Below are 26,333 nucleotides of genomic sequence, written 5' to 3'. Positions count from 1 at the left end.
TACCCCGATGAAAATCATCGTGCACGCATCATTGATGAGTGTGGTTCAGTAGTTCGAAGAGGATCAGCACCGCAAAAACCGCCAGACTTGCTATTAATGCAGAGGGAGGTTCGACCAATTACCAGCGGACTGCGTTAACGGGTCGCAACTCCATTCCTGCTATTACAGGCTACAAAAAGCCACAGAGAAGTGGGTATTCTGGCTCAGCTGATTGGCAAAGTCCTGAAGGACAAAAAAGAACATATGAGATTCCTGCCACTGCCGCTGCCAGTATTTTGGAGCTGATTATGCAGAGTGGACTAGAGCGCAGCACAACAACGCATGAGCTTCCTGTCTCCCAGCAACCGGAGGTCGACTATGTGCGCGTCCGCTTTGCCGGAGACTCGGGCGACGGCATTCAGATGACGGGCACACGTCTGGCTGAGAGCGCCGCCAGATTTGGCAATGACATTGCAACCTTCCCGGATTTTCCAGCGGATATACGCGCACCAAGCGGTACGATCTACGGCGTCTCAGCTTATTCTCTCAATATTGGCCACACCGAGGTGGACACGTTTGGCGACGAAACCGATGCGCTTGTGGCGCTGAACCCGGCAGCTCTGCGCAAATATCTGGAAGGCGTGAAGCAGAACGGTCTGCTGATCATCGACATAGATGCGTTTACCGAGCGTGCGATCACCAAAGCGGGTTTTTCTGCCAATCCGCTGGAAGATGGTTCGCTCTCCAGCTTTCGCGTGCTGCCATTGGAGATAACCAGCAACACAGAAAAAGCGCTGAAGGAAACAGGCCTTTCTGCAAAGGATGCCCGGCGCAGCAAGAATATGTGGACCCTTGGCCTCGTGCTTTGGCTATTCGAGCGCTCCACCGCAGATGTTGAGCATTGGATCGAGCAGAAGTTCCACAAAAAACCGGATGTAGCCAAAGCCAACATCATGGCGTTGCAGGCGGGCCACCTTTACGGAGAAGTCAGCGATCTGCCGCCGGATGTTTCCCGCTACCGCATTCAGCCAGCTCCATTGATGGAAGGGGAGTATCGGTCCATCAATGGCAACGAGGGCATGGCCTATGGCCTTTATGCCGGTGCAACCCTTGCCAACCTTGAACTGTTTTACGGCTCCTATCCAATCACACCAGCCTCTCCATTGCTGCATACAGTGGCGAAACTAAAAGAGCTGGGAGCGATTTCGTTTCAGGCAGAAGATGAGATTGCCGCCATCTGCGCAGCCATCGGTGCATCCTATGCCGGTCATCTGGGCGTGACGGGTTCCTCCGGTCCGGGCATTGCGTTGAAGACGGAGGCCATTGGCCTTGCCATCATGACTGAATTGCCGCTGGTGATTGTCAACGTTCAGCGTGGCGGACCTTCCACGGGCTTGCCCACCAAGACCGAGCAATCCGATCTGTTCCAGGCCATCTGGGGCCGCAACGGCGATGCTCCGTTGCCCGTCATCGCGCCAGCTCACCCGGGTGAGTGCTTTGATATGGGCGTGGAAGCCGCCAAGCTCGCCACCAGACACATGACACCGCTCATGGTGCTTTCTGATGGGTACATCGCCAACGCCAGCGCCCCTTGGAAGCTGCCGGACTTCAATGATCCCGCCTATGAGCCGTTTCCAGTAGAGCAAGCCAAAGAACCAGAGGGCTTCCTGCCTTATGACCACGATCCCGACACCATGGCCCGCCCATGGGCGGTGCCAGGCACAGCAGACCTGATGCACCGCATTGGTGGGCTGGAGAAGCAGGCGGGCAGCGGCAACATTTCATATGACGGTGAAAACCACCAGCTCATGACCCAGATCCGCGCGCAGAAACTGGACGCGATTGCGAAAAGCATTCCACCACAGCATGTGGAATCCGGACCAACCACCGGCAAGCTGGCCATTCTGGGCTGGGGCTCCAGCTGGGGCCCAATCCGCGTGGCTGCGCGCCGTGCGGAGCTGGAAGGAAAGTCTGTCTCCCACATCCACTTACGTCACCTCTGGCCGCTTCCCTCTAATCTGGAAGAGCTGCTCTCGGGGTATGATCGGGTGATCATTCCTGAGATGAACAACGGACAACTCGCAACCGTTTTGCGCAGCCAGATGGATATTAAGGTGGAAAGCGTTTCCTGCGTGAAAGGACGCCCGTTCCTTGTGCGTGAGATCGCCAAAATCATAGAAGACGCGCTGGGAGCTTCATCATGACTGATCTGAAACCTAAAGATTTCGCCAGCTCCCTCGATGTTCGCTGGTGCCCGGGTTGCGGCGACTATGCTGTTTTGAAAAGCCTGCACAAGATGCTGGCAGATACAGGCGCAAAACTGGAAGACACCCTGTGCGTCTCCGGCATCGGCTGCTCCTCCCGCTTGCCCTATTACATGGCAACCTATGGCTTCCACACAATCCATGGCCGCGCTCCTGCCATTGCCTCTGGTGCAAAGCTTGCTAATCCGGAACTGGATGTGTGGGTGTTCACTGGCGACGGGGATGGATTGTCCATCGGCGGCAACCATCTGCTTCACGCGCTGCGCCGAAATCTGGATATGCAGATAGTGCTGTTCAACAACCAGATTTACGGCCTGACCAAGGGCCAATACTCCCCAACCTCACAAAAAGGCATGCGCACGCCAAGCTCTCCGGGCGGCACAGTGGAAATGCCGCTCAACCCGGCTCGCTTTGCCATCGGGGCAGGCTCCAAGTTCATCGCCCGCAGCATTGACACGCAGGCCAAAGTGCTCGGCCCCATTTTGCAAGCAGCCCGCGACTTCGACGGCACCGCCTTTGTGGAAGTGCTGCAGAACTGCGTGATTTTCAACGACGGTGTGTTTGATCACCTGAAGGACAAGAAACAGGGTCCAGACCACACCATTGTCGTCGAGCATGGTCAGCCCATGGTGTTTGGCGTCAATAAAGACAAAGGCATTCGCGTAAAACCCGGCGGGTTCGTGCTGGATATCGTTTCATTGGAAGCAGACGGCGTGACCGAAGCAGACCTGCTGGTCCATGATGAAACCAACCACGCACTGGCCGTCGCTCTGGCAGAGCTTGGTGAGAAAGACGGCGAGCCAACCGTCCTCGGCATCCTGTTCCGCGAACAAGCCACCGAATTCGGCGCCGCCAGCCGCATAGGCCTGCCAGAAAAACCACTGAGCATGAACGAAAAACTCATTCACCTTTCTGCAACCCTGCGCGCATCAGAAACATGGGATGTTGGCGAAGACGCGGCTTAACGCGTTCTTCACGTTCAAAACCGGAAAGAGCCTGCAAACATAACCGTTTGCGGGCTCTTGTCTTGACAGAGCGTGTTCCACCTCCCACGTTTTCGACCAGAACGAGATGCAGGGGCTAGACATGACACTTGAACAGATCTGGCAGGAGTATCGTGCGGCGCTTAAAGCCTTTCTGCATTCAAAGCTGAGCAATCCGGCGGATGTAGACGACCTGTTGCAGGATATTTTGATCAAGACGTTTGAAAAGCGCAGTGAGCTGAAAGACCAGACCGCGCTCAAATCCTGGCTGTTTCAGGTGGCCAACAACGCGATCATTGACCATTATCGCAAGAACGCCACGCGCAGTGACACCTCCGCGGCGGAAGATTGGCACAAACAAGACGCTGCCAGCATTGAGCAGGATTTGGCAGTTTGCATTCGTCCGTTCATTGCCTCCTTACCGGATGACAGCGCGCAGCTTCTGACGCGCATTGACCTGGATGGCATCTCACAAAAGGAACTGGCCGCAGAAATGGGCATCAGCTATTCCACGCTGAAATCCCGCGTCCAGAAAAGCCGCAGTGAAATGCGCAAACTCTATGACGACTGCTGCAAGATGACCCTGGACACCAAAGGCCGTGTCGCAGATTATCAAGAAAAATCTGATAGTTGTAAAAGTTGCTAGGGCGTATTCCCGAAAAGCGGACACTGGTTTTCCGATAAGAATACGCAGGCAAAAGTAAATCCAAACAGACCGTGAGCTTCCTAAAATCAGTCTGTCTTGGATTTTATTTCGTCTTTTTCTGTCCTCGCCCGTCTAACAAGCGAAACTAAATGAGGACACTAAGATGCTCAAAATCATCAGCTATAAAATCTGCCCCTTCGTCCAGCGTGTTACGGCCATGCTTGAAGCGAAGCAGATGCCTTACCAGATCGATTACATCAGCCTGAAGGACAAGCCAGATTGGTTTCTGGACGTCTCTCCAAACGGACAGGTGCCAGTTCTAATCACCGAGAACGGCACTGCGCTCTTTGAGTCTGACGCCATTGTTGAATACATCGACGAAATAGCACCGCCAATGCACCCAGGACTCTCACCAGAGCAGAAGGCGATTGAGCGGGCATGGAGCTATCAGGCCGCCAAGAACTATCTGGTTCAGTGCAGCACCATGCGCAGCCATGACAAGGCAACGCTGGAAGAGCGTGCTGAGAAGCTGAGCGCTTTGTTTGGCAACGCTGAGCAGCAGCTTTCAGGCGAGGGCTTCTTCTCTGGCGCGCAGATCGGCAACGTCGATATGGCATGGCTGCCATTGTTGCATCGTGCCAACATCATCGCGCGTCATGCTGGCTATGACTTCCTAAAAGGCTTTCCTACTGTGAAGGCATGGCAGAAACGTCTGTTGGAAACTGGTCTGGCAGAAAAGTCCGTTTCTGAAGACTTCGAAAAGCTGTTCGTTGAGTTTTATCTCTCCGATCAGACCTATCTGGGGTCTGGAAAGTGCTGCGACTCCCCAAAGGTGGACGTCTGTAAGACGGGCGCTTGCTGTTAAGCACGAGAGCAAGAAGAGCGGCCCCAATCCGCTCTTCTTTGCAGAACGCACAGGTTAATCACGGAATTACCCAACCTGCCATAAACGCACCACTATTTCTCGTCAGTGAAGTGCCATCGTGCTGCGATTTGCTAGATAAAAACAAGCATGCACCGCGATCTTTCAAAAATCACTTTGCGATGTTTTATAATGACAAAAAAGCCATTCTCCCTCACCACAGCGGCTACTCTCAGCCTCTTCCTGTCAGCCTTTCCTGCCGCTGCTCAACTTGATTGCAGCAACAAACCTGCCTTGCAAGAGCGCTTCACTCTTGAGGGAGCTCGGCTCAAGCAAACCGGTTATGCGCTGGAATGGAAACGTTGCGCCGAGGGCATGACATGGCAAAGCGATACGCAGAGTTGTTCCGGTGAGCCAATGCAGGTTGGACAAGACATTGCTGTCTCTCACTTTGCCGAGAACACTGAAGGCTGGCGCCTGCCAACAATCCGCGAGCTTTACGGACTGCTGGATTCCACCTGCGCGGAAAAAGAGGAACTGCACGCCCTGTTTCCAGATCTTACAGCCCCAGCCTTTGTCGACTACGCCGACTTTTGGTCCGCCACTGGCGATCAGAAGCTGAAAGGGATGTACTACTATCTGGACTTCGTCACCTACGTCCTCGACTTTCACAGCCAAGGTTACTCTCTGGCCGTCCGGGCCGTTCGCGACACCAAGTAACCCTTACTCAGCAAACAGAAAATGATCTTCCCACTCTGACCGTGCGATGACGTCATCTGCCAGGAACTCCAAGGCGGTGACGAGGTTGGTGGTGGGGTTGTAGGTGCATTTGTAGGTGAGGTGGTACCAGTCACCCTTGCTGCGGAAAGCTGCGCCATCTGCGCTGACGCTGTTGCCGAACACCACAGGGTCTTTGTAGGCAAAGGCGACCACGCGTTCCGGGTTGAAGCTCTCGTCCCATAACTGGATTTGCTCCATCACCTCCAGATTGCACAACTGCTCGCGCTGATCGGATGGATCAAACAGAACCAGCGACTCTTTCAGCTCCTTGTTTTCAGGCGCGTGCAGCAAACGGCCCAACTGAAAGTGTTGCGCAATGACAGGTTGCGGCGTTTGAATGACTTCCTCTCTCACAACTGGTGGCGGCAAAGGTTGCGGGGTTGCATCTTCCGGCGGAGCAGATGAGAGAGATGCCGTTGGTGGCTCTTGTTGAACTGGCGGCGCGATGAGTTGCTCAAACTGAGCGGTGCCAATGAGTTCGACACCAATGCTTTTCACCGGGCTTCCACGAAAGCTACGAGGCAAATGTGACATGGCCAGCACCCAGTAAGCGAACAGGTGCACCATTAATGAGGACGCAAACACCAGCGTATAGGTCTTGTTTGACCCTGCTATCACATAGCTGTTTCTGTCTGCTTGCAAAACGTGCAATGAATCAATCCTGTGTCTCGCCCCTGGAAGTTGCCAGACTCGTGGCAGAACAAGGCAAAAATCCGGCAGAACTTCTCACATTTCAACTTACCCGCAACTGATTGCACACGACCGCCCTCTCTCTGAAATCAGTACCTTACGTCTCGCTTGCAGGCCGGTTTGGGTGGCTAATTTAGAATTATTTGACATTGCACAAATATGAGTATTAGTTTCATGTTTATAAGGGGTGATAAGTGGAGAAGTTCGACCATCGCTCCATCACTTCTGGTCGAATGCGTTTCCTGTGCCTTGATAAGAAAATGAGCGAAGGCTAATCCTTCGCCGACCGAGACCTGACACATGCAGCAAACACAAACTATGCCGAAGCCTCCCAGCGCGAGCACAGCTTTCTCCTGGGAAGCATTTTTGTCCCTCGGCTTTCGTCCGTTCTATATTGTTGGTGCAGCATATGCGGCCATCAGCGTTCCGCTTTGGGTTGCCTCCATCATCGGGTTTGTCGAAATCAACGGCCCGCTCGAAGGCGTGTTATGGCACTCTCATGAGTTGATCTTCGGCTTCGCGGTCGCCATTCTCATCGGCTTCCTTTACACCGCCGTTCAAAACTGGACGGGCCGACGCACTCCAAATGGCTTGGTTTTGGGTGGATTGCTCGCCTTATGGCTGGCGGCGCGCGTGCTCTTGTTTGTGGGCAGCGGACCACTTGGGTCTCTGGGGCAAATTCTTGATCTTCTCTTCCTTCCTCTTGCCGCTCTTGGCATCGCAATTCCGCTTTATCAGGCGAAAAACAAACGCAACTACTTTGCGGTGGCTTTGCTGCTGGTGCTGGCGGTGGCAAACGGTCTGTTCCACGCCATTGCGCTGGATCTCATCAATTATGACTCTGCCGATGTGTTCCTCTGGGCGGTTGATGTCTTCGCGATCTTTGTAACCGTCATTGGCGGCCGTATTATCCCGCTCTTCACCAACAATGCCCTTGGCGTGAAACGCGCAGTGCGTAACCAGCGCCTTGAAGATGCAATTGGTCTTGGCATGGTTCTGCTATTGGTCAGCGACATCTATTTTGGCATGAGCTACGAAGCCGCAACCCTACGCGCGGTGGGCTTGCTGGTGCTCGCCGGGCTGCACATTGTGAAGATGGGCCTATGGCGTCCTCAGATCACATGGGGCAAACCGATCCTCTGGATCCTGCCGGTCTCCTACGCTTGGCTACCAATTGCATTGTTGTTGCGGGCAGGGGCCCTGCTGGATGCACCATGGGATCAGGTACTGGCCATCCACGCGATCACCGTTGGTTCCATCGCGGGTATGATGCTGGCCATGATGACACGCAGTGCGCTGGGTCACTCCGGCAGACCACTCCAGCCAACATGGGTTGAGATTGCAATCTACTATCTCATTGTCATGAGTGCAGCGGTGCGGGTATTTGGCATTCTTCTATATCCGCAGGGATATTTCATGGTTCTGGGGCTTTCAGCCCTGTGCTGGGTCGGTGCATTTGGCCTCTTTACTATTAGATACTGGGGCATTGTCACCCGGCCAAATACAATCTTCTGACATCACAAAGGCCCGGTTTTCCGGGCCTTTCCTGTATTCAAGCACACATCTTTATTCAGAATATTCTCATATATACCTATGCACTGTTGCTGATATATCGCAGGGTCAGTTTCTTTTTAGACCAAACGGTCAACTTACTTGATTTAACCCGTCTGACGGCTCAATACTTAAGCGGTTTCTTTATTAGAGATCTTTGATTACCGCTCTGTACCACTCCTTTCGAGCCCTATTGCAGACCATTGATTATGACACCGCTCCTTGATCAAAGTATCAGCGACATCTTCCGGACCTTCATGAATGAAGAGCCGTTGGAAAATGCGTTGAAGCAACTGCAGACAAAGTACTCAGAGTTTCCCTTTGCCATCAATGTGCAAAGCCTGGCAGACCGTCACTATGACTATCGCAAGGTTTTGAATGTGGGGCAGGCGTTCCATGACAGTTTTGCGCCCGTAGCTCAGCTGAATCCTCTACCCTCCGTTTTAAAGCGGGTTGATATTGAAGAGCCCTGCCGGCCGCATCGGCATTTCCGTAAGGAAGACATTCACGCGGATTATGTTGGCAATTTCATTGAGCCCAACCAAAACATCGACCGCGCCATTACGCTAATGATCGATCGTCAAAACGGTCTGTGCTCCTACATCAACATTTCGCTTCCCTATGCCGTCTCAGAAAATGACGAAGACCAGCTTTTTGAGGAAGTGAAGTTCTTGCAGCCGTATTTCCGCAATGCTTTTCAGCTGGCTTTGCAGCGTCGCATGCGTGAGGCAGTTGCCCCCACCAAGGCGTTAGGCAAGTTCTGGTTGGAGCAGATGCCCTTCAGCGCTCTCGTGGTTGATGAAAACAGCAGCGTGCAGGTGATGAACGGGCGCGCAGAAAAGCTGCTGAGCAAACACACCAACTTGCAGCTAGGGCGTTACATGCGGCTCTCTGCCAAGGCAGTAGATGAGGCCAGCGCATTGGAAAGCGCGGTCAGACAGTCCATTTACACGCATACCCTGCCGTCTCCGGTTATCATCCGTAATGAGTTTGGTCCGAACACACTGGTCTTCATCCAGCCTATTGAGACTCAAAAGGACGCTCCAGACTATCTTTCGCATTTTTTGGCCAGACCAAAATACTGCCTTTTGATGGTGTTTGATCCGACCGATTTTGCCGAAGTGCCAGACAAAATGATCAGCCACCTGCTGAATCTTACCCCGAAAGAAACCGAGGTCGTGAAGGCGCTGACCAATGGAGCGTCAACACGAGACGCTGCTGAGCAACTCGGTATTTCTTACAATACCGCACGAAACCACATCGCCAACGTGTCTCGCCGGCTGGATGTTGGCTCACAAACCGAGATCGTGCGACTGGTGATGACGACACTCTCGCGTTATCCGTGGCAGACCTAATACAATCCCTTCAGGGATTTCCCTCAGTCGCCTAATCCTGCCCCCTCAATTTCATGCACCCGACATATCGGAGAGGAAAATAATCTGATATTTTTATTAGATATATCAGAGCGTTATCAGCTAATTTTAGAGTTTTGTCTTTTTCTGCAGAAAATTAGTGCAATTGCATCAAGTCACCTCGAAAAATTCTGAGTAAATTTAACTCAGCAAACAAGAGGCGTCGGGAGCACAGGTTTTCGGAGGCAGTCTTGGCACAGAAGGCATACCTTCAACCGCAATTCGGTCCTTAAGTTTGCTGTTTGGTGGTTCGTTTGCTTGGGAAATGAGCTGCTTGTATTGTTGCAAATTATTGCCTAGCCGGCTTAGCCTTCCATATTTCAAAAGGCGACGCCGGTCTTTTCTTGCCTAATTGAACCTGCCCGATTGAACGCTCACACTGCACATGGCACAGTGGGTATCTCTTCGTTCATCACGGTGCTCACATGACATCCTCAGATATTTCCGCTGCTCTCTCCTTTGAAACATTCTCTGCTCTTTTGGAATCTGGCAGACCAATTATCGATGCAGAGTTGGAAGCGACATGGCTTGAAGGCAAAGACCTGCGGGACGCGCAGTTCTTCAATTGTAGTTTTGAGCCCGGCTGCGACTTCAATGCCGTAGATTTTCGTGAAAGCAGCTGGAAGGACTCCCAGTTCCCGGCCAGCACCTTCAAAAGCTGCGATCTAAGAGATGCGAAGTTTGAAAACTGCAGTTTTTATTATGCCGACACACGGGCAGGAGGGTGCTTTCGGCATGCGGACCTGAGCAACGTGGAGTTTCACAACTGCGACCTGCGCCTTACCACCTTCCCCTATTCGCAAATGTTCTGCATTGCCTTCCAAAACTCCCGCTTGACGGGCGCTTCACTGGAGGGCTGTGACTTTGGCAAGGTTGCGGGCAAACGGGCCCTGAAGACACGCGCAACATTTACAGACTGCCAGCTGAACTATGCAACCCTGTCTGATCTGGACTTAGAAGAGTGCATTCTGACCGACTGTGATCTGACCAGCAGCAACCTGTCCAACACGAACCTGACAAATGCAGACCTGAAGCGCAGCACGCTCTCTGATGCAGAGACGGAAGGTCTGGATCTCACCTATGCGGACTTAAGAGGTACGAACCTTGGCGCGCTCTTCTTAACAACCTTGCGCGGATACCGCGGCATGTTGATTTCAGCCAGCCAGCAACATCTGCTTTTGCAGGGCCTCGGCATCAAAGTTGAGCCAGACTAAAACAGCAGCCTTTTCCATACAAAAACCCCGCCTCCAAGAAGGCGGGGTTTAAGGTCATTGCCCGGAGAGTGTTTTACTTATTTCGCAAGGCCTTTGATGCGTGCAACCAGATCAGCCAGTTTAGGTGACTTTTCTGAAAGTGCATCGTGCATTGGCAGAACCGCGCTGATGAACGGACCCTTTTCAACTTCAACAAACTTAACGTCGAGCTTTGTTTTTGCAGTTTCAATCGCTTCGAGGGTCTGCTTGTTGTAAAGGTCGCGGTGGAAGTCCATCATTTCACGAGCAGCTGTTTTCAGCGCTTTCTGGCTGTCAGCTTCCAGACCATCCCAAACCTTGGTGGAGATCATCAGAACGCCTGGGATCATGGTGTGTTCATCGCGGGAGTATACTTTTGCAACTTCGCCGTGGCGCACATCAACAAGTGCCTGCGGGTTGTTTTCAGCACCATCAACCACGCCCTGCTGCAGCGCAGAGTAAAGCTCACCGAAGGAGATCGGGGTTGGCGCGCCGCCGAGCAGTTCAACCATCTGGATTGCGGACGGGGAAGGCTGCACGCGGATCTTCATACCCTTCAGATCAGCTGGGCTGTTGATGGCTTTGTTTGCATAGAAAGAGCGGGAGCCGTCTACCATAAAGGCCAGACCAACAAAGCCCTTGTCTTTGGAAGCCATGAAGACGTCTTCAGCAACATCTGAGGTCAACACTTTGTAATAATGGTCTTCACTCTCAAAGATGTATGGGAGGGTCAACGCGGAATAGGATGGTTCAAAAGCTTCCATTTCTGCTGCGTTGGAACGAGCCATGTCCAAAAGGCCGTTCTGCATCAGTTCAACGGATTCACGCTGTGTGCCAAGCTGTGCATTGGCGAAAATGCGCATTTTAACATCGCCGCCGGAAAGCTCTTTAACGCGCTTTGCCATGAACTCCAGAGAGATATGTGCCGGGTTGTCAGTCGGCAGGTTATGGCTGACCTTCAAGGTCTTTGCTTCTGCAACAGTAGCGCCCACCATAAGAGCAGATGTAAGCACAGCACCAATAAAATGAGACTTGCGGAACATTCTTCTAAATTCTCCCTTGAAGTACACAGACAAGAGACGCCTGGTACGGAATTCCCGATTTATCGAAATGAGCCGATCTTCCCTCCGGCGACATCTCTTACCCGTATTTCTGACCAATTTCACAAAAAGGTCAACCAAAATATCAATTCTAGGTGTTGGCACTGACAATTGGTCACGCCTCACGGAATGCGCTCCGAAAAGCAAACCATAGATGATGCAAGTCACATAATCTTTATGAAAAGCGTGATTTAATAGCACTTTCTGAGTAATAATAATAATAGTATCAACTTATATCGAGCAGCCTTCGCAGTAACCACTCTCTTTACTTTAAAGCTATATCCAATGCTATATTTTCCGGAAATTTACATTCAAGTATACTAATTGGAGCGCATTGACAGCCGATCTCAGATAATGTCCGACCTTTCGACCAAAAACCTTCCAATAGGTCGACCAAATATTCAAAAATTCAGAACAACTCCCACTCTGTGTCCAGAGAGATTCGCATTTTTTGGCAGCTCTTTGCCCTCTTGAAATTGGCTGACCAATATCCAAAACCATCTCAACCAAGTGAAAATCCACGTTCCAACATTGTTATGGGAACAATATAAAAGTGAGTAAGATCGGTTTTTCCTCGCATCGCCGCGCCCTTTGCTAGATATATCAGCTTTGCTTTTTATATTTGCGAGGTTTGACATGGCACAGCACTGCGATTTTCTGATTATCGGCGGCGGCATCGCTGGCATCAGTGCTGCCTCTCAACTGGCAGAGACAGCAAAAACCATTGTGCTGGAGATGGAAGATGTGATCGGCCACCACTCGACAGGCCGCTCTGCCGCAATCTTCATTCGCAACTACGGCAATGCCGTCATCCGTGCCTTAAACGCTGCTTCAGAACCTACGCTCATGAACCCGCAAGGCATCTGTGAGGGGTCCGTGCTCACGCGCCGAGGACTTTTGATGTTGGCGGAAGAGGGCAAGGAAGACCTGCTGGAAACCTACGAGGAAGACGCAGAGGGGTTGGAGACACGCAGCGCTGAAGAAGCCCTCGCCATGGTTCCAATCCTTGATCCGGAAAAAGTCTCCTCCGCGCTTTACGAGCCCAACGCATTGGACATTGACGTGGACCGATTGTTTCAGGGCTACGCCCGCCTCTTCAAATCCCGTGGTGGAGAGATCATCCTCTCAGCACCTGCCACTCAGATTGAACGGCAAGATGGGCTTTGGCAGGTCACCACACCCAAAGGCGTGTTTTGCGCCCCTGTTCTGATCAACGCCGCGGGAGCTTGGGCTGATAAAATTGCCGAACTTGCAGGCCTTAAAACAATTGGGCTCACCCCCAAACGCCGGACCGCTGCAATCCTGCCTTTGCCGGAAGGTGTCGACAGCAGCAACTGGCCCTTGTTTGAAGGCGCAGCAGAACCCTTTTACGCCAAACCGGAAGCAGGCAAACTGCTTGTCTCTCCCGTGGATGCCGACCCTGTAGAGCCGCACGATGCCTTTGTTGATGACATGGTGCTCGCCGAAGGCCTCTACAGATTTGAAAACGCCGTCAATTTCCCCGTCACACGCGTGGAGCACAGTTGGGCAGGCTTGCGCAGTTTCGTTGAAGATCGCAGCCCCGTCGTCGGCTTTGCACCGGATGCAGACGGCTTCTTCTGGCTCGCCGCCCAAGGTGGGTATGGCATTCAAACCAGCCCGGCTCTTTCCCGCCTCACCGCAGATCTCTGCCTCAATCGCCCCTGCGAACTGCCGGAGGAGATTTTGGCAGCGCTTTCACCAAACCGATTTACATAAAGCATAGGAATACCCCATGTCTGACATTATCCGCCTGAACAAAGGCCCGCGCATGAGCCAAATCGTCGTTTACAACGGCATCGTGCACCTTTCCGGTCAGGTCGACACAAACGGCAAAACCGCAGCCGACCAGACCCACGCCATTCTGGCAAACATCGAAAAACTGCTGGAAGAAGCCGGCTCCAACAAATCCCGCATCCTGCAAGCCACCATCTGGCTGAACGATGTTGCCGACTTTGATGAGATGAACTCCGTCTGGGACGCATGGGTTGACCCACAAAACCCACCGGCCCGCGCCTGCGGCGAATGCAAACTCGCCCTAGACAGCCTCAAAGTAGAAATCCTCATCACAGCGGCAGCTGCTGCCTGATAAGAGTGACACAGAATTCAATGCATGGGCTCATTTTGAGCCCATGCCGATAGCTTCTAAATCGGCACTTCAAGGATGTAACTTAGAACATTTCTTATTGTTGTAGCCTAAACACTTTTAAGTTGCATAAAATTATAATCACACCTAATTTCTGTTTTGTGCATACTGCAATCATTTATCGAGTTGGCTACAATGAGCAACACAGTTCAAAACACCGCAAGCAACCTTACTCTTTCATCAGAAGAGACCAACCTAATTACTGAGTTTCTGAAGTTAACGGTACCAGGCACCAGCCACGAAAGCAGATTAGGAAGTTCTGTTTCAGTTAATGAAGCAGGGGTTATCGCTGTAGGAGCAAGTACGGCTGCTGAAGCATTGGTGATCCAACCTGGCTCCGTTACAGTTTTTCGACCTCTGGGCGATGGCAATTATGAAGAAATCTATATAGCTGCACCAGATGCCAGAGATGTCACAGATGTCACAGATGTCTTTTCCTTCGGCAACTCGATAAGTATCATGAATGATGGAACGTTAATAGTTGGCGCTCCTCATTTCAGTCTAGACGGCTTTATTTGGGGAGGCGCAGTTTATGTGTACCCACTTGATGACGATGGACACTATTCTGCCCCCATCAAACTGATAGCGTCAGATACCAATCATGGTGACTACTTCGGCTCAGCTGTCACCGTAAATGAAAATGGCCAAATTGTAGTAGCAGCAAAGGGTGATGATGCAGACGGTATCTATAACGCCGGCGCTATCTACGTCTTTACTCCTCAAGAAGATGGGAGTTACACAGAACTAAAACTGAGTTCGCCTTCTGTAGCCTCCTACTTTGGTTCATCAGTCTCCATCAATGAAGATGGTCTTATTGCTGTCGGAGCTTCTGGCGAGCAACACTCAACAGGGGCTTTATACATCTACAAACCCACAGAGAACGGATATGAAGACCCAATCAAACTCGAAGTAGATGACCCGTTCTTCAATGACCAGTTTGGAGCTGCTGTGTCAGTCAATGATGTCGGAGAGATTTTGGTGAGTCAGCCAGGCAACATGGTTGATGGAAAATATATTGCAGGTTCTGTTTTGCTTTTCAAACCAGACTCACAAGGAAACTACACTCAAAAAATTGAGTTTACTGTATCCGACCCAGCTGATGGCCATATGTTTGGCTCCTCTGTTGCCATGAGTTCTTCTGGTGTAGTCGTCATCGGAGCAAGGGCAACGGAAACAGGTGGTTTTGTCTCAGTATTCACAGTTCAGGATGACGGCAGCTACAAAGAATTTAAAGTCGCGGTACCTGATACAATTTATGACGATGAGTTTGGATATTCTATAGCCATCAATGAAGCCGGAACAATTATCATCGGCAAACCAGGTGAAGACACAGAAACCGCCTTTGATACGGGCGCAATTTACGTCATTGAACCAGACGAGCACGGCAACTACGCCAGTACGGCTAATGAGACACAGCCAGAAATGGCTGAAAACGAAACCTTCGATTTCTCACAAAGTGGGTTTGGTCAGGCAACACTTGTAGATTTTGAAGTGGGCGAAGGCTCAAATGATGTAATCGAATTTGATCAAGCGATGTTTTCTGACTTCGATGCCGTGATTGCAGCTGCTAGCGAGAATGGTGCTGATACGGTCATCACCCTTGACGCTGATAACTCAGTCACATTGAAAAATGTTTCATTGGCAGACCTTCACGCAGATGATTTCCAGTTTGTCTAAGTCGAGCATGCGAGTCAGCAACTTCGAACTCTTCGAATAGCTGTTGGCTTACAACTGTTCTTCCTGATCAGAATTGCAATACACTCAGAGAGGGGGACATGGTCTTTCTCTCTGAGGGTTTATAAACGGCCCGCCACGTGAAGCTCGAGTAGAGCCAGGTTGTGAGTGGCAAGCCAAGGGCATAGCTCTATTGTGAAAAGTCTGGCGGATGTGCGCCTGAACGCGGTAATCTGACGGCGCCAAAAAGAGAGCGTTAGAACAGCGAGCTTATGGTCCTCTGCCGAACGAGTGTTTTCGCAACAGGTCATATTCGGGCCTCTGAGTGATCTTGTAAAAGGTGAGGAGGCTGCCGATACAGATCAGGAAGATGCCAATATAGAGCGCGGCGTCCATTTCTTGGTTTTCTCCCTGCAGCCAGTTATCTCTGAGTGTCTATTCTTCGAGTGCATTCCGTTCAAGTAGAATGTCACATGCTTGGAGGAGGGGGATAAATTCTTTCTCAAATCAGAGAAAAAGGACTTAGCTACAAGCCCAGATAATTTGAAATAACCACCAGAAGTATCGCATACCAAACAATCCCTAGTGGTACGCCGACAGCATGTAATAGGCCTATCGTAGCCAACTTGACATAAGCAGGTTTCAGCGGGTCATCTTTCTTTCGAAAATACGCTGGAAGCAAAAAGACGGGGTTCAAATTCTGAGCGAGCTTGCGTTTGCGAAGCTCTGCATACTCATCTCGGCGGCGGATCAACTGATAAGAGATGACACCTCCAGCGAAAATCACGAATATGCCGATCGTAAAGATTGTATCCATCATCTGATTTGTCTTATGCCCCCCAGTAAGCCAACTTATGCCCATGCGATGAAGCGCCGTAACATTGATCTTTTAATTTAGTGAAGGGCGCCCTTAGCACATATGCAAAGAGCAATCATCAGCAGAGTGAGGCCTATCAGCGTACAACGGTGAGAACCTACCGTGGTGGAGTGGTACGCCACGTTCCTGAAGGTCCATTTTCAGCCGCTTTTCCCATAGCAACGCATAAAAACGCAAAATCGCGCAAAGAAACGCACAGATTAACGCAAGGGCGGAAAGTGGTTTTCGTGAACGGTTGAAAGCGCTGTTTCTATGTCAGGTTGTCGCATGCACCGAAGTGATGAGCTGGTATATCTACCTTCGACTTCAGACTGAGATATAAATATATTTCAGTTAAAATCCCACTTTGAGCACAGTTTTCCTCTGCGTGGGCCAAGAGCAAATGCAAGTATAAACCCCGATGATCTGCGTGAAATGCGGTTTATACTCACCTTCGCTCTTATATATGTGAACTATATTGAGATTCATTCAATTTCACTTATCCACCTCGTTCTTTAGTTTGAACTCAAACACTTGGGTAAAGGTGATCAACTATCGTTCAGATAGGGCTTTACCCTACTGGGATTTGAACGGGCTCCCTTTTAAAGATGAAGGGATTTTCGAAGTTTTTAGGAGAGACTTGCAGTTTACGCAAAGGAGCTTAACCTGCCTTGCGAGTAAGATTGGTCAAAGAGATTCCTTTGACGGTTTGGCAAAGTTTAGGGCCTTTGGTGCATTGCACAAAAACGGAACCAGCCACTACGCTGGGAAAGAGAATAAAAAACGATTGGAACAGTTGGTAACGAGCGATTTCTGCTGGAAACCTATTTAACAGGCAAGAGGTTAGAACATGATCATAGGGGCTGCCAAGGAAGTCCTTGACGGGGAACGTCGGGTCGCGTTGACGCCGGACAGCGCCCAACAGCTGCAAAAGCTGGGATATGAGTGCGCTATTGAATCCGGCGCCGGTGAAGCTGCAAACTTCTCTGACACAGATTATACAGATGCTGGCGTAAAGGTTATCGCAGATGCAAAAACGCTCTGGGAAACCGCAGATATTGTCATCAAAGTCCGTCCGCCCGAAGCATCTGAACTGAAACTGACACACGAGGGACAAACTCTCATCAGCTTCTTCTGGCCAGCGCAAAATGGTGAGCTTCTTCAGCAGTTTGCCGATAAAAAGGTCAACGTGCTGGCGATGGATATGGTGCCGCGTATCTCGCGCGCACAGAAGATGGATGCTCTGTCATCCATGGCCAACATCGCTGGTTACCGCGCTGTTATGGAAGCTGGTAACAACTTCCCGCGCTTCTTCACCGGCCAGATCACCGCTGCCGGTAAAGTGCCACCAGCCAAAGTGCTCGTCATCGGCGCTGGCGTCGCTGGCCTTGCTGCCATTGGCGCATCCACCTCTCTCGGCGCCATCACCCTAGCGTTCGACGTTCGCCCGGAAGTGGCTGAACAGGTCGAGTCCATGGGCGCTGAGTTCGTTTATCTGGACTTTGAGGAAGAGCAGCAGGACGGCGCCTCCACTGGCGGCTATGCCTCTGTTTCTTCACCGGAATTCCGCGAAGCGCAGCTGGCGAAGTTCCGCGAGTTGGCACCAGAAGTTGACATCGTCATCACCACAGCACTGATCCCAGGCCGCGATGCGCCTGAGCTCTGGACCGAAGACATGGTTCAATCCATGAAGCCGGGTTCTGTGATTGTTGACCTTGCAGCAGAAAAAGGCGGCAACTGTAAACTAACCAAGATGGACGAGAAGATCGTAACCGACAACGGTGTTACCGTGATCGGCTACACTGACTTCCCATCCCGCATGGCAACACAGTCCTCCACGCTATACGCAACCAACATTCGCCACATGATGTTTGATCTGACTCCTGAGAAGGACGGTCAGGCCAATATCAACATGGAAGATGATGTTATCCGCGGTGCAACGGCGACCAAAGACGGGGAAATCACCTTCCCGCCGCCTAAGCCGAAGATTGCTGCAATTGCTGCTCAAAAGCCAAAGGCGCCTGAGAAAACCCCAGAGGAACTCGCGGTTGAAGAGGCCGCAGCTGCCAAAGCTGCTGGTCGCAAACAGCTCGGTCTTCTGATTGGTGGTGGTGCTGTTATGGCGTTAATAGGTGCCTATGCGCCTGAAAGCTTTATGCAACACTTCATCGTATTTGTCCTCGCAGTGTTTGTAGGCTTCCAGGTGATCTGGGGCGTGGCTCACTCCCTGCATACACCACTTATGGCTGTGACCAACGCAATCTCCGGCATCATCATTCTTGGTGCGCTGTTGCAGCTTGGCTCCGGCAGTTGGATCGTTTGGTTCCTCGCTGGCATCTCGGTGCTGATTGCATCGGTCAATATCGTTGGTGGGTTTATGGTCACGCGCCGTATGCTCCAGATGTTCAACAAGTCTTAAGCGGGGGAGGGAAGCATTATGTCTATTGGACTTCAAACCGCCGCTTATATTGCGGCAACTGTACTCTTCATCCTGTCTCTGGGCGGTCTGTCCAATCAGGAAAGCGCAAAACGCGCTGTTTGGTTTGGCATCGTCGGCATGGGACTAGCTGTTCTTGCAACAGTATTTGGTCCAGGTGTCGATCTTACAAGCCCAGCCGTTTTGATCATGTTGCTTGTAACCGTAACCGTTGGCTCCACTGCCGGCGCGATTGTGGCTCAACGTGTTGAAATGACTGGCATGCCGCAGCTTGTGGCTGCTCTGCACTCCTTCGTGGGTCTGGCTGCTGTGTTCATCGGCATCAATTCAGATATCGCTCCACCAGCAGGTCTGGCAGGCGCTGAGTTGGTCATCCATGAAGCTGAAATCTTCATCGGCGTCTTCATCGGTGCTATCACCTTTACTGGCTCCATTGTCGCTTACGGCAAGCTTGCTGGAAAGATCGGTGGTAAAGCACTGTTGTTGCCGGGTCGTCACGCCCTCAACGCAGGTCTGCTTGTTCTCGCAGTGATCCTGATGTTCATGTACATGAACCATGCTGGTTCCTGGACGCTCTACCTGATGACCCTGATCGCCTTCTTCATCGGTTGGCACATGGTTATGGCCATCGGCGGCGCCGACATGCCAGTTGTTGTTTCCATGCTGAACTCCTACTCCGGTTGGGCAGCAGCAGCGACAGGCTTCCTGCTTGGCAACGATCTGCTGATCGTTACAGGTGCTCTGGTTGGTTCCTCCGGTGCGATCCTCTCGTACATCATGTGTAAGGCTATGAACCGCCACTTTGTTTCCGTTATTCTGGGCGGCTTTGGCACCACAACTGGTCCGGCACAGGAAATCGAAGGCGAGATGGTTCCAACTGATACGGACTTCGTAGCTGAAACACTCAATGATGCAGATAGCGTTGTGATTGTACCAGGTTACGGCATGGCTGTTGCTCAGGCACAGCAGTCCGTTTCTGAACTGACCAAGCGTCTGCGTGCAAAAGGCAAAAACGTCCGCTTCGCAATCCATCCGGTTGCAGGCCGTCTGCCAGGCCACATGAACGTGCTGCTTGCAGAGGCGAAAGTGCCTTACGATATCGTTCTGGAAATGGACGAGATCAACGATGATTTTCCTGATACGGATGTTGTGATCATCATTGGCGCGAACGACATTGTAAACCCAGCTGCTCAGGAAGATCCAAACTCACCAATCGCTGGCATGCCAGTTCTGGAAGTTTGGAAAGCCAAGCACGTGTTTATCTCCAAGCGCGGTCAGGGCACCGGTTACTCCGGTATCGAAAACCCACTGTTCTACAAAGAGAACTCCCGCATGTACTACGGTGATGCGAAGAGCTCTATGAACAACCTACTGGGTAAGATCAGCTAGTTTGGTCCGTAATTGATGTACAAAAAGCCCCGGAGCGTTCTTCACGTTCCGGGGCTTTTTTCTTCATCATCACAAAAAAGTAAGTCGTATATCTATTTTACGTTTATCTTATAGGTGTCTGAAAAGTAATTCATTTGACTACCTTGAACATACTTCGGCATTGAATAGCTGGTCTTAAATGCATCCTTGCCGCGATAGCCTTTCTTCGGAGTATATACAACAACAACTGCGTTGAATTTCTTTCCGTAACAGCGTCTACCTTTAGGCGGGCTATATGTTGTTCTGCGAATTTGTACGCTTCCATGCTTAGGTTCAACTTTAACCTTCACCTGAGCAATTGGGCCTGACGTACATTGGTTTTGATCGTAATAGACATGTCCGTTAACAACAGACGCTTTGCGTGCTGGGACATCGCGCGAATGCGTTTCCGCCGCAGCGGTACTTAGACCCGCAACTAAAAACGCTACTCCAGCAATATACTTGATCATCTTATTTCCCCACCAAGTTCACTTATAGTTGCTTCAGTTTTCAAACCTTTTAGGCAGAAGGAACGAAAGAAGCAAAGAGCCAGTGACGCTATGTCTATTCAATCACAACTATATGGGGTAGATATACGCAAGTATATGATATTGATAAGGAACGCGTAGCCGCTTAACCACGCGCTCCCAACAGACTACTGACAGCCTAGCTTCTCCAGCAGTTCAGGATCTACTGTTTTGGTTGTGTCGCTTCCTAGTTTGCCACCATATCCGCACACGAGCACTTTTGCTGTTTCGTCGATCATGTCAGGTTGATCAGTGAAGGCTACCATGCCGGAGCCGAGCAAGGTGTAAAGGCCGGTTGAGTTTGGCGGAGACAAGTAACCTTCTGCCTGAACCAATCCGACTTTCCCATCAAAGATGCCGGTTTCAAGCGATGTCGCACGGATACTGCCAGCCTCAGGAACCCCTGTAACCCGGATTACATCACCAGACTGAACGTGTTGCGGAATAATGCCTGCAATCAAGGTGTTGCCGATTTGAGGAACATTGCTTGCACCAACGGAAAGATTGCTGCCGATGATGACAGCGGACTGGCGGGGCGGAACAACCTCAACACGTGTTGCAACCACGTCCTCATCTTGCCACAGACCGCTGATTGCCACCCAATCTCCTTGTTTCACCGTGGTCGCAATAGCCTCTGGTACGTGAACGAACGTTCCCATAATCTCAAAGGTTCTGCCTGCCTCATCCGACTTCACCTCAGAAACCGGGCCAATGATCGGCACAATTCTGCGGATACTTTGCGCTTCCCAGTTTGCACCAGTCAGGGCTGCAACAACAGCGACAGTATCTCCGGGCACCAACTGCGAGGCCGTCAGTGGTCCAAGTTCATTTTTGACCGGCAGGTCTGGAGGGAAGGTGATGCGCTGATCATTTACAATGATGCTGCCAAGGCGCGTAATCGTGCCAACAATGCCTGTCCCCAGAATACCGCCTTCACGCTCTTCCTCTGCATGGCCTGCAGCTGGAGCGATCAGAAAAGTGGATGCAATTAAAGCGGAAAGTGTGTGCCTCCAAACCATTATGCAGCAGCCTCATCTGATTTTGGCTTTTTTTTTGGAAGGACGTAGGCCCCAAAGGCAAAACGGCCATTGGCGGTCTGTTCCGCATCATTCATTTGCATCTCCCGTGCCAGAGCGTTGACTTCTTCCAAAAGCATCTGGGCTTTCTCTTGCGTCAACCTGTTCAGAGTCTCCACTGACTCCTCTGACAAATGCGAATAACGCAGGATTCGATCAAAATTGAGAGCTTCTCCCTGAGGGGCAATTAAGTTGTGGGTAGCGGCTGATAAATGGGTCGAAAGCGTCGCCTGATAGGCGGCAACTTGCTCTGCACTTCCAGGTGCCGGCAAAAGGGCATGAGTCAATAAACGATAAAATCCGTCATCTAATTCCGCAACGACACCCTGCTCAATAAGTGCCTCAAGCACTGTTCCAGGTGCCATATCTGCGCGTGTAAGGCGGACTAACTCATCAAAGCCGGGTTCCTTGTCACTGCCTTGTCGAGGCAAGTTTCGGGGCGTTCCTTCTGCGCTTTGAAACTCTGGAGCCGTCGCCCAGTAACTAATCGCCAGAGCCGTCGCATTGATGGATTTCTTGAGAGAACTGCCGTTTTCATCAGATCGTAACCGTTTGACATCTTTGCGGTGAATGCCGGTTTTAAGGCTGACACGGCTATCGGTCGTCTTGCCGGGAGTTTCTTCAATTGCGGCCTGGAGCAGGGCCCGTTTTAGTGCCTCGGTCGCTGGCCCGATTGTGACGCCACGCGCCACCATCGCTTTTGCCAGTGGGGCAAGGAGCGCTGTGAGGGCAGTCTCAAAAGGGTCTGTTTGCTCGGGACTCATTTCCGTTTCCTGTGCTGTCCAGTTCTCTAATCATTACACCAGAATTTTTCATCCTACGAATTCGTTACTGCTTGTTGAACACTTGTTATACTCAAATGGGAATTTTTCCCATTATTTAGGATCAGTGATTATCACCATAAGAGGGACTCGCCATGCGGGATATTGCTGCAGATTATCTAAATGACATTCGGCCAGTGTTTCCGGCCATGCCAAAACTGACAAGAGTTGCACCACGCAATCCACTTCTGTCGGCATTAAGCGATTTTGATCAGGAACGTTTTCTGGATTTTGGCTGGGGACCAGAAACCGCTCCACGTTTTCCAACTATCATTTCCGCAATGAACCACTTTATGACTGCACAGCCAAATGCCGTTGCAGCCGAGTATCAAGACCACGAAATCAGCTACGGTGAGCTGAATGAAGCCGCTAACCGGCTCGCTCACACTTTGGCACAGCACGGCGTTAAGAGAGGAGACGCCGTTTGCTTGTACCTGCATCGTTCCATTCCAATGTTGGTTGGTATTGTTGCCGCCCTGCGCGTTGGTGCAGCGTATATTCCGCAGCATGTGGGTGTTGCGCCAGAAAAGGCGTTGAACCACATTGCCTCTGTGACTGGTGCCGAAGTCATCCTAACGCTTCGCAGCCTTAAAGATCAGGTGCCGGTCGCCGAAGGGCAAACTCTCATCGCGATAGAAGATGTGATCGAGGATGAAACTCTGCCGACCACGCCGTTAGAGGGTGAGCAACACAAAGCACAGCCGGACGATCTGTGCATGATCCTGTTCACCTCTGGCACCACAGGCGTCCCAAATGGCGTTCAGGTCACCCACAAAAACCTCTGCAACATATTGCAAACCAGCCCCGGTGATCTTGGCATGCGTCCTGGGTTGCGGGTGGGTCAAATTCTTTCCATCGCGTTTGATATGGCGGCTTGGGAAACTCTTGGTGCTGTTTCAAACGGCGCTACGCTGGTTATTCGCGGCAAAAGCATTCAGGAAACAGCCGAAAAGGTGGACGTGCTGATTGCAACACCGTCAATTCTAAACTCGCTTGACCACAGCCGTTGCCAGCAAATGCAAACTGCTGCTGTCGCAGGCGAACCATGCCCAAGACCACTTGCAGATGCATGGAGCAGCTTCTGCCGCTTCTACAATTCTTGCGGTCCAACCGAAACCACCATCATCAACACGGCTGAGCCGCACTATCCGGGCAAGGAAATCCTCTCCATAGGTCGTCCGACACCCAACAACACGGTCTATGTACTAGACGAAAACTTACGGCCCGTTGCCATTGGCGAGAAGGGCGAAATGTGGGCTGGTGGTGATTGTGTGACTGCTGGATATCTCGCCAATCCCGATCTTACGCTTGACCGTTATCGTCCAGATCCGTTCCGTCCCGGTCACATGATGTTCCGCACCAAAGACCTTGGTCGCTGGACCAACACAGGTGAGTTGGAACATTTTGGGCGAGTTGATGATCTGGTCAAAATCCGCGGTTTCCGTGTGGAACTGGACGGTGTTTCCAACACATTGGAAGCAACGGAAGGCTGTGATCAGGCAGTGACGCTCAAGTTCGACAGCCGCAATCTGGTTGCCTTCGTCAGTCCGGCGAATGTGTGCACCAACACTGCGGCCCAGTCCGTGAAAGACAAACTTCCTTACTATTGTAGTCCAACGCTGATCCTTTCCATGGATGAGTTGCCTCGCACACCACGCGGGAAGTTGGACAAGCGCCTGCTTTTGAAGCTGGCACAAGACCATATTGACGCTCAGGGTGTGGAGTTAAATTAATGACTATTGAAGCAACAACTGCTGAAACTCGCAGTTACAACTGGCGACGGATAACGCGCCATCCATCCTTGATGGAGTACAACCGACTGGTGATGCTGGTCGCCGTGGTCAACATTGCAGTCTTTATCGCAGGTTTACAGGATGGACGCTGGTTTGCAGAAACTGGCTTTGCCCTTGGTGCTATTGCAGATATGGCGCTGATCAACCTGTCTCTTGGCATCCTCATCCGGCAGCAACGGGTGGTCAACGCCTTGTTTTGGCTGGCAACCCGCATTCCAACCAGCTGGCCGCTATGGCTTCGTTGGGGCGCTGGCAAGGTGTTCCATTTCGGGGGGCTTCACTCCAGCAGCACGGTGTCCGGCACAATCTGGTTTGGCTTCCTGCTTTACGCCATGGTTGCGAACCGCGTTGAAGGGGCCGCACTTCCATCAGATCAGACGCTTGCTCTCAGTGGGGCAATGGTCGCGTTGATGGTTCTACTTATCGTCACGGCACAAGGAGGTTTCCGCGCGCGCCATCACAACACCTTCGAGAAGGTGCACCGTTTTGTTGGTTGGACAGTGCTGGGCTTGTTTTGGGCACAGACTGTTTCCATCACACAGGACACTGGCGGCGTTCTTATGGAAACTCCAGCATTCTGGATGCTCTGCCTCATCACACTGTCCATCGTCTCACCTTGGCTCTCGCTGAAGCGCGTTAAAGTGGATGTGGTGAAGCCATCCAACCATGCAGTTTTGGCGAAGTTCGATTATGGCGATACGCCATTCCCGGGCAGCTCAAACGCAATCAGTCACACTCCATTTGGCGAGTATCATGCGTTTGCAAATATCCCATCTCCAGCTGAGCCAGGCTATCGCCTCGCCATCAGTCGGGCAGGGGATTGGACCGGAGACTTTATTGAAAACCCGCCAAGTCATGTTTGGGTGAAGGGCATCACCACCTCTGGCGTTGCGCGTATTGAGGTGCTGTTCAAGAAGGTCGTTTACGTTGGGACTGGTTCTGGCATTGGCCCAATTGTTCCGCACCTGCTTGCAGGTGACGTACCGAATAAGGTGATTTGGTCAACACGCAACCCACGTAAAACCTATGGCGATGCCTTCGTTGATGAGATTGAGGCAAGCACTGAGAACCCGGTGATCTGGGACACAGACTCCCAAGGTAAACCAGACCTGACCGCATTAACTCTGAAAGCGGTTGAGGAGAGTGGAGCCGAAGCTGTCATCGTCATTTCCAACCAGAAACTGACCCGCAAACTTGTTCATGACATGGAAAGCTTCGGCATTCCGGCCTATGGCGCAATCTGGGATAGCTGAACATGTATGAAACTATTGAAACATCCGTCGAAGGCCGCGTTGCGACTATTCGCTTCAATCGCCCAAAGGCTCTGAATGCACTTAACTCTCAGGTTCTGGAAGAGGTACTGGACGCTGCGACCAAGTATGATGCAGACTCTGCCATCGGTTGTCTTATCCTGACAGGCAACGAGCGAGCCTTTGCAGCAGGTGCTGATATCGCAGAGCTTAACGTGCAGGATTACGCCAGCATGTACTCCAGCAACTTCTTCACCGGATGGGATCGTTTTGCGGCGCTTCGCATCCCGAAGATTGCGGCTGTCTCTGGCTATGCCTTGGGAGGCGGCTGTGAGGTCGCCATGATGTGCGATATTATTTTGGCGTCAGACACCGCCAGATTCGGCCAGCCGGAAGTGAAGATCGGCTGTATCCCGGGTATTGGCGGTTCTCAGCGTCTGACCAAGCTGGTTGGCAAAGCACGGGCCATGGATCTCATCCTCACAGGCCGCATGATTGATGCGCAAGAGGCTTACGACATGGGTCTCATTAGCAGAAAGATCCCTGCAGATGAGCTGATGCCCGTTGCAAATGAAACAGCAAAGACTGTTGCTGGCTATGCACGCGACATCACGATGATGGCACGGGCCTGCGTGAATGCGGCGGATGAAAACTCATTGGAAAATGGCATTCGTTTTGAACGGCAGATGTACCATGCCTTGTTTGGTTCTCCTGCCCAGAAAGAGGGCATGGCCGCCTTCCTTGAAAAGCGGCCGCCAAACTTCAATGAGCAAGCAGAGCTGGAAGATGCTTAAATAAATGAGAGGCGCCCGGATACCATGTGAACATT

General features: G+C 51.5%; 22 protein-coding genes. 16 read left to right on the top strand and 6 right to left on the bottom strand.

Annotation, left to right across the window (positions count from 1 at the left end; genetic code table 11):
* Window positions 1–287 precede the first annotated feature (287 nt).
* From BM231_RS11620 to BM231_RS11600, 5 genes are all read left to right on the top strand, one after another.
* Window positions 288–2,183 (top strand): 2-oxoacid:acceptor oxidoreductase subunit alpha, encoded by a 1,896-nt coding sequence (locus BM231_RS11620; protein ID WP_093519730.1) that lies wholly within the window; start codon window positions 288–290, stop codon window positions 2,181–2,183.
* Window positions 2,180–3,208, top strand: a complete 1,029-nt coding sequence (locus tag BM231_RS11615; protein ID WP_093519513.1) for a 2-oxoacid:ferredoxin oxidoreductase subunit beta — start codon at window positions 2,180–2,182, stop codon at window positions 3,206–3,208. Before BM231_RS11620 ends, BM231_RS11615 begins: the two co-directional genes overlap by 4 nt.
* 121 nt (window positions 3,209–3,329) lie before the next feature.
* On the top strand, window positions 3,330–3,872 hold the full coding sequence (sigZ, locus tag BM231_RS11610) for an RNA polymerase sigma factor SigZ (protein WP_167550294.1): 543 nt from the start codon (window positions 3,330–3,332) through the stop codon (window positions 3,870–3,872).
* Window positions 3,873–4,035: 163 nt separating this feature from the next.
* Window positions 4,036–4,737, top strand: coding sequence for a glutathione S-transferase family protein (locus BM231_RS11605; RefSeq protein ID WP_093519509.1), 702 nt, complete (start codon window positions 4,036–4,038; stop codon window positions 4,735–4,737).
* Between the two features lie 189 nt (window positions 4,738–4,926).
* Window positions 4,927–5,454, top strand: a complete 528-nt coding sequence (locus tag BM231_RS11600; RefSeq protein ID WP_093519507.1) for an Lcl C-terminal domain-containing protein — start codon at window positions 4,927–4,929, stop codon at window positions 5,452–5,454.
* 3 nt (window positions 5,455–5,457) lie between these two features.
* Here the strand turns inward: BM231_RS11600 and BM231_RS11595 are convergent, their stop codons facing one another.
* Complete coding sequence (locus BM231_RS11595) at window positions 5,458–6,165, bottom strand: DUF930 domain-containing protein (protein ID WP_093519505.1); 708 nt, start codon at window positions 6,163–6,165, stop codon at window positions 5,458–5,460.
* Between the two features lie 405 nt (window positions 6,166–6,570).
* Here BM231_RS11595 and BM231_RS11590 point away from each other — a divergent pair, with 405 nt between their 5' ends.
* The 3 genes from BM231_RS11590 (at window position 6,571) to BM231_RS11580 (ending at window position 10,381) form a co-directional block, all read left to right on the top strand.
* Window positions 6,571–7,719, top strand: a complete 1,149-nt coding sequence (locus BM231_RS11590) for an NnrS family protein (RefSeq protein ID WP_208860289.1) — start codon at window positions 6,571–6,573, stop codon at window positions 7,717–7,719.
* Between the two features lie 245 nt (window positions 7,720–7,964).
* Window positions 7,965–9,110, top strand: a complete 1,146-nt coding sequence (locus BM231_RS11585; RefSeq protein WP_093519501.1) for a helix-turn-helix transcriptional regulator — start codon at window positions 7,965–7,967, stop codon at window positions 9,108–9,110.
* A gap of 482 nt (window positions 9,111–9,592) precedes the next feature.
* Window positions 9,593–10,381 carry a pentapeptide repeat-containing protein gene (locus BM231_RS11580; protein WP_093519499.1) on the top strand — a complete coding sequence of 263 codons (789 nt, stop codon included), beginning with the start codon at window positions 9,593–9,595 and terminating at the stop codon, window positions 10,379–10,381.
* Window positions 10,382–10,458: 77 nt separating this feature from the next.
* On the opposite strand, the gene BM231_RS11575 is transcribed toward BM231_RS11580, so the two are convergent.
* Window positions 10,459–11,442 (bottom strand): TRAP transporter substrate-binding protein, encoded by a 984-nt coding sequence (locus BM231_RS11575; protein ID WP_093519497.1) that lies wholly within the window; start codon window positions 11,440–11,442, stop codon window positions 10,459–10,461.
* Between the two features lie 693 nt (window positions 11,443–12,135).
* Between BM231_RS11575 and BM231_RS11570 the strand changes: the two genes are divergently transcribed.
* The 3 genes from BM231_RS11570 (at window position 12,136) to BM231_RS11560 (ending at window position 15,340) form a co-directional block, all read left to right on the top strand.
* Window positions 12,136–13,236 (top strand): NAD(P)/FAD-dependent oxidoreductase, encoded by a 1,101-nt coding sequence (locus BM231_RS11570; RefSeq protein ID WP_093519494.1) that lies wholly within the window; start codon window positions 12,136–12,138, stop codon window positions 13,234–13,236.
* A 16-nt stretch (window positions 13,237–13,252) separates the two neighbouring features.
* Window positions 13,253–13,606, top strand: a complete 354-nt coding sequence (locus tag BM231_RS11565; RefSeq protein WP_093519492.1) for a RidA family protein — start codon at window positions 13,253–13,255, stop codon at window positions 13,604–13,606.
* 192 nt (window positions 13,607–13,798) lie between these two features.
* On the top strand, window positions 13,799–15,340 hold the full coding sequence (locus BM231_RS11560) for an FG-GAP repeat protein (protein ID WP_093519490.1): 1,542 nt from the start codon (window positions 13,799–13,801) through the stop codon (window positions 15,338–15,340).
* A gap of 523 nt (window positions 15,341–15,863) precedes the next feature.
* Here BM231_RS11560 and BM231_RS11555 read toward each other — a convergent pair.
* Entirely contained in the window at window positions 15,864–16,157 is a 294-nt protein-coding gene (locus BM231_RS11555) for a hypothetical protein (RefSeq protein WP_208860288.1), read from the bottom strand.
* Window positions 16,158–17,043: 886 nt separating this feature from the next.
* Between BM231_RS11555 and BM231_RS11545 the strand changes: the two genes are divergently transcribed.
* Together BM231_RS11545 and BM231_RS11540 are read left to right on the top strand one after the other, a co-directional pair.
* Window positions 17,044–18,612: a Re/Si-specific NAD(P)(+) transhydrogenase subunit alpha gene (locus tag BM231_RS11545; RefSeq protein ID WP_093519486.1), complete on the top strand. Its 1,569-nt coding sequence runs from the start codon at window positions 17,044–17,046 to the stop codon at window positions 18,610–18,612.
* Window positions 18,613–18,630: 18 nt separating this feature from the next.
* Entirely contained in the window at window positions 18,631–20,019 is a 1,389-nt protein-coding gene (locus BM231_RS11540) for an NAD(P)(+) transhydrogenase (Re/Si-specific) subunit beta (RefSeq protein WP_093519484.1), read from the top strand.
* Window positions 20,020–20,111: 92 nt separating this feature from the next.
* Here the strand turns inward: BM231_RS11540 and BM231_RS11535 are convergent, their stop codons facing one another.
* The 3 genes from BM231_RS11535 to BM231_RS11525 form a co-directional block, all read right to left on the bottom strand.
* Window positions 20,112–20,507 carry a hypothetical protein gene (locus tag BM231_RS11535; protein WP_093519482.1) on the bottom strand — a complete coding sequence of 132 codons (396 nt, stop codon included), beginning with the start codon at window positions 20,505–20,507 and terminating at the stop codon, window positions 20,112–20,114.
* A 185-nt stretch (window positions 20,508–20,692) separates the two neighbouring features.
* Window positions 20,693–21,583 (bottom strand): DUF5666 domain-containing protein, encoded by an 891-nt coding sequence (locus BM231_RS11530; protein WP_208860287.1) that lies wholly within the window; start codon window positions 21,581–21,583, stop codon window positions 20,693–20,695.
* Window positions 21,583–22,404, bottom strand: coding sequence for a DUF6502 family protein (locus BM231_RS11525; protein ID WP_093519478.1), 822 nt, complete (start codon window positions 22,402–22,404; stop codon window positions 21,583–21,585). The genes BM231_RS11530 and BM231_RS11525 overlap by 1 nt, the downstream gene beginning before the upstream one ends.
* Window positions 22,405–22,556: 152 nt before the next feature.
* Here BM231_RS11525 and BM231_RS11520 point away from each other — a divergent pair, with 152 nt between their 5' ends.
* The 3 genes from BM231_RS11520 to BM231_RS11510 are packed head-to-tail and all read left to right on the top strand — an operon-like array spanning window position 22,557 to window position 26,298.
* On the top strand, window positions 22,557–24,194 hold the full coding sequence (locus BM231_RS11520) for an amino acid adenylation domain-containing protein (RefSeq protein ID WP_093519476.1): 1,638 nt from the start codon (window positions 22,557–22,559) through the stop codon (window positions 24,192–24,194).
* Window positions 24,194–25,507, top strand: coding sequence for a ferredoxin reductase domain-containing protein (locus BM231_RS11515; RefSeq protein ID WP_093519474.1), 1,314 nt, complete (start codon window positions 24,194–24,196; stop codon window positions 25,505–25,507). Before BM231_RS11520 ends, BM231_RS11515 begins: the two co-directional genes overlap by 1 nt.
* Window positions 25,508–25,509: 2 nt before the next feature.
* Window positions 25,510–26,298, top strand: coding sequence for an enoyl-CoA hydratase-related protein (locus BM231_RS11510; RefSeq protein WP_093519472.1), 789 nt, complete (start codon window positions 25,510–25,512; stop codon window positions 26,296–26,298).
* The last annotated feature ends 35 nt before the right edge of the window (window positions 26,299–26,333 follow it).

This window comes from Pseudovibrio ascidiaceicola (genome assembly GCF_900114245.1).
Taxonomy (GTDB): Bacteria; Pseudomonadota; Alphaproteobacteria; order Rhizobiales; family Stappiaceae; genus Pseudovibrio; species Pseudovibrio ascidiaceicola.
This window is presented reverse-complemented; position numbering and strand designations above follow the sequence as displayed.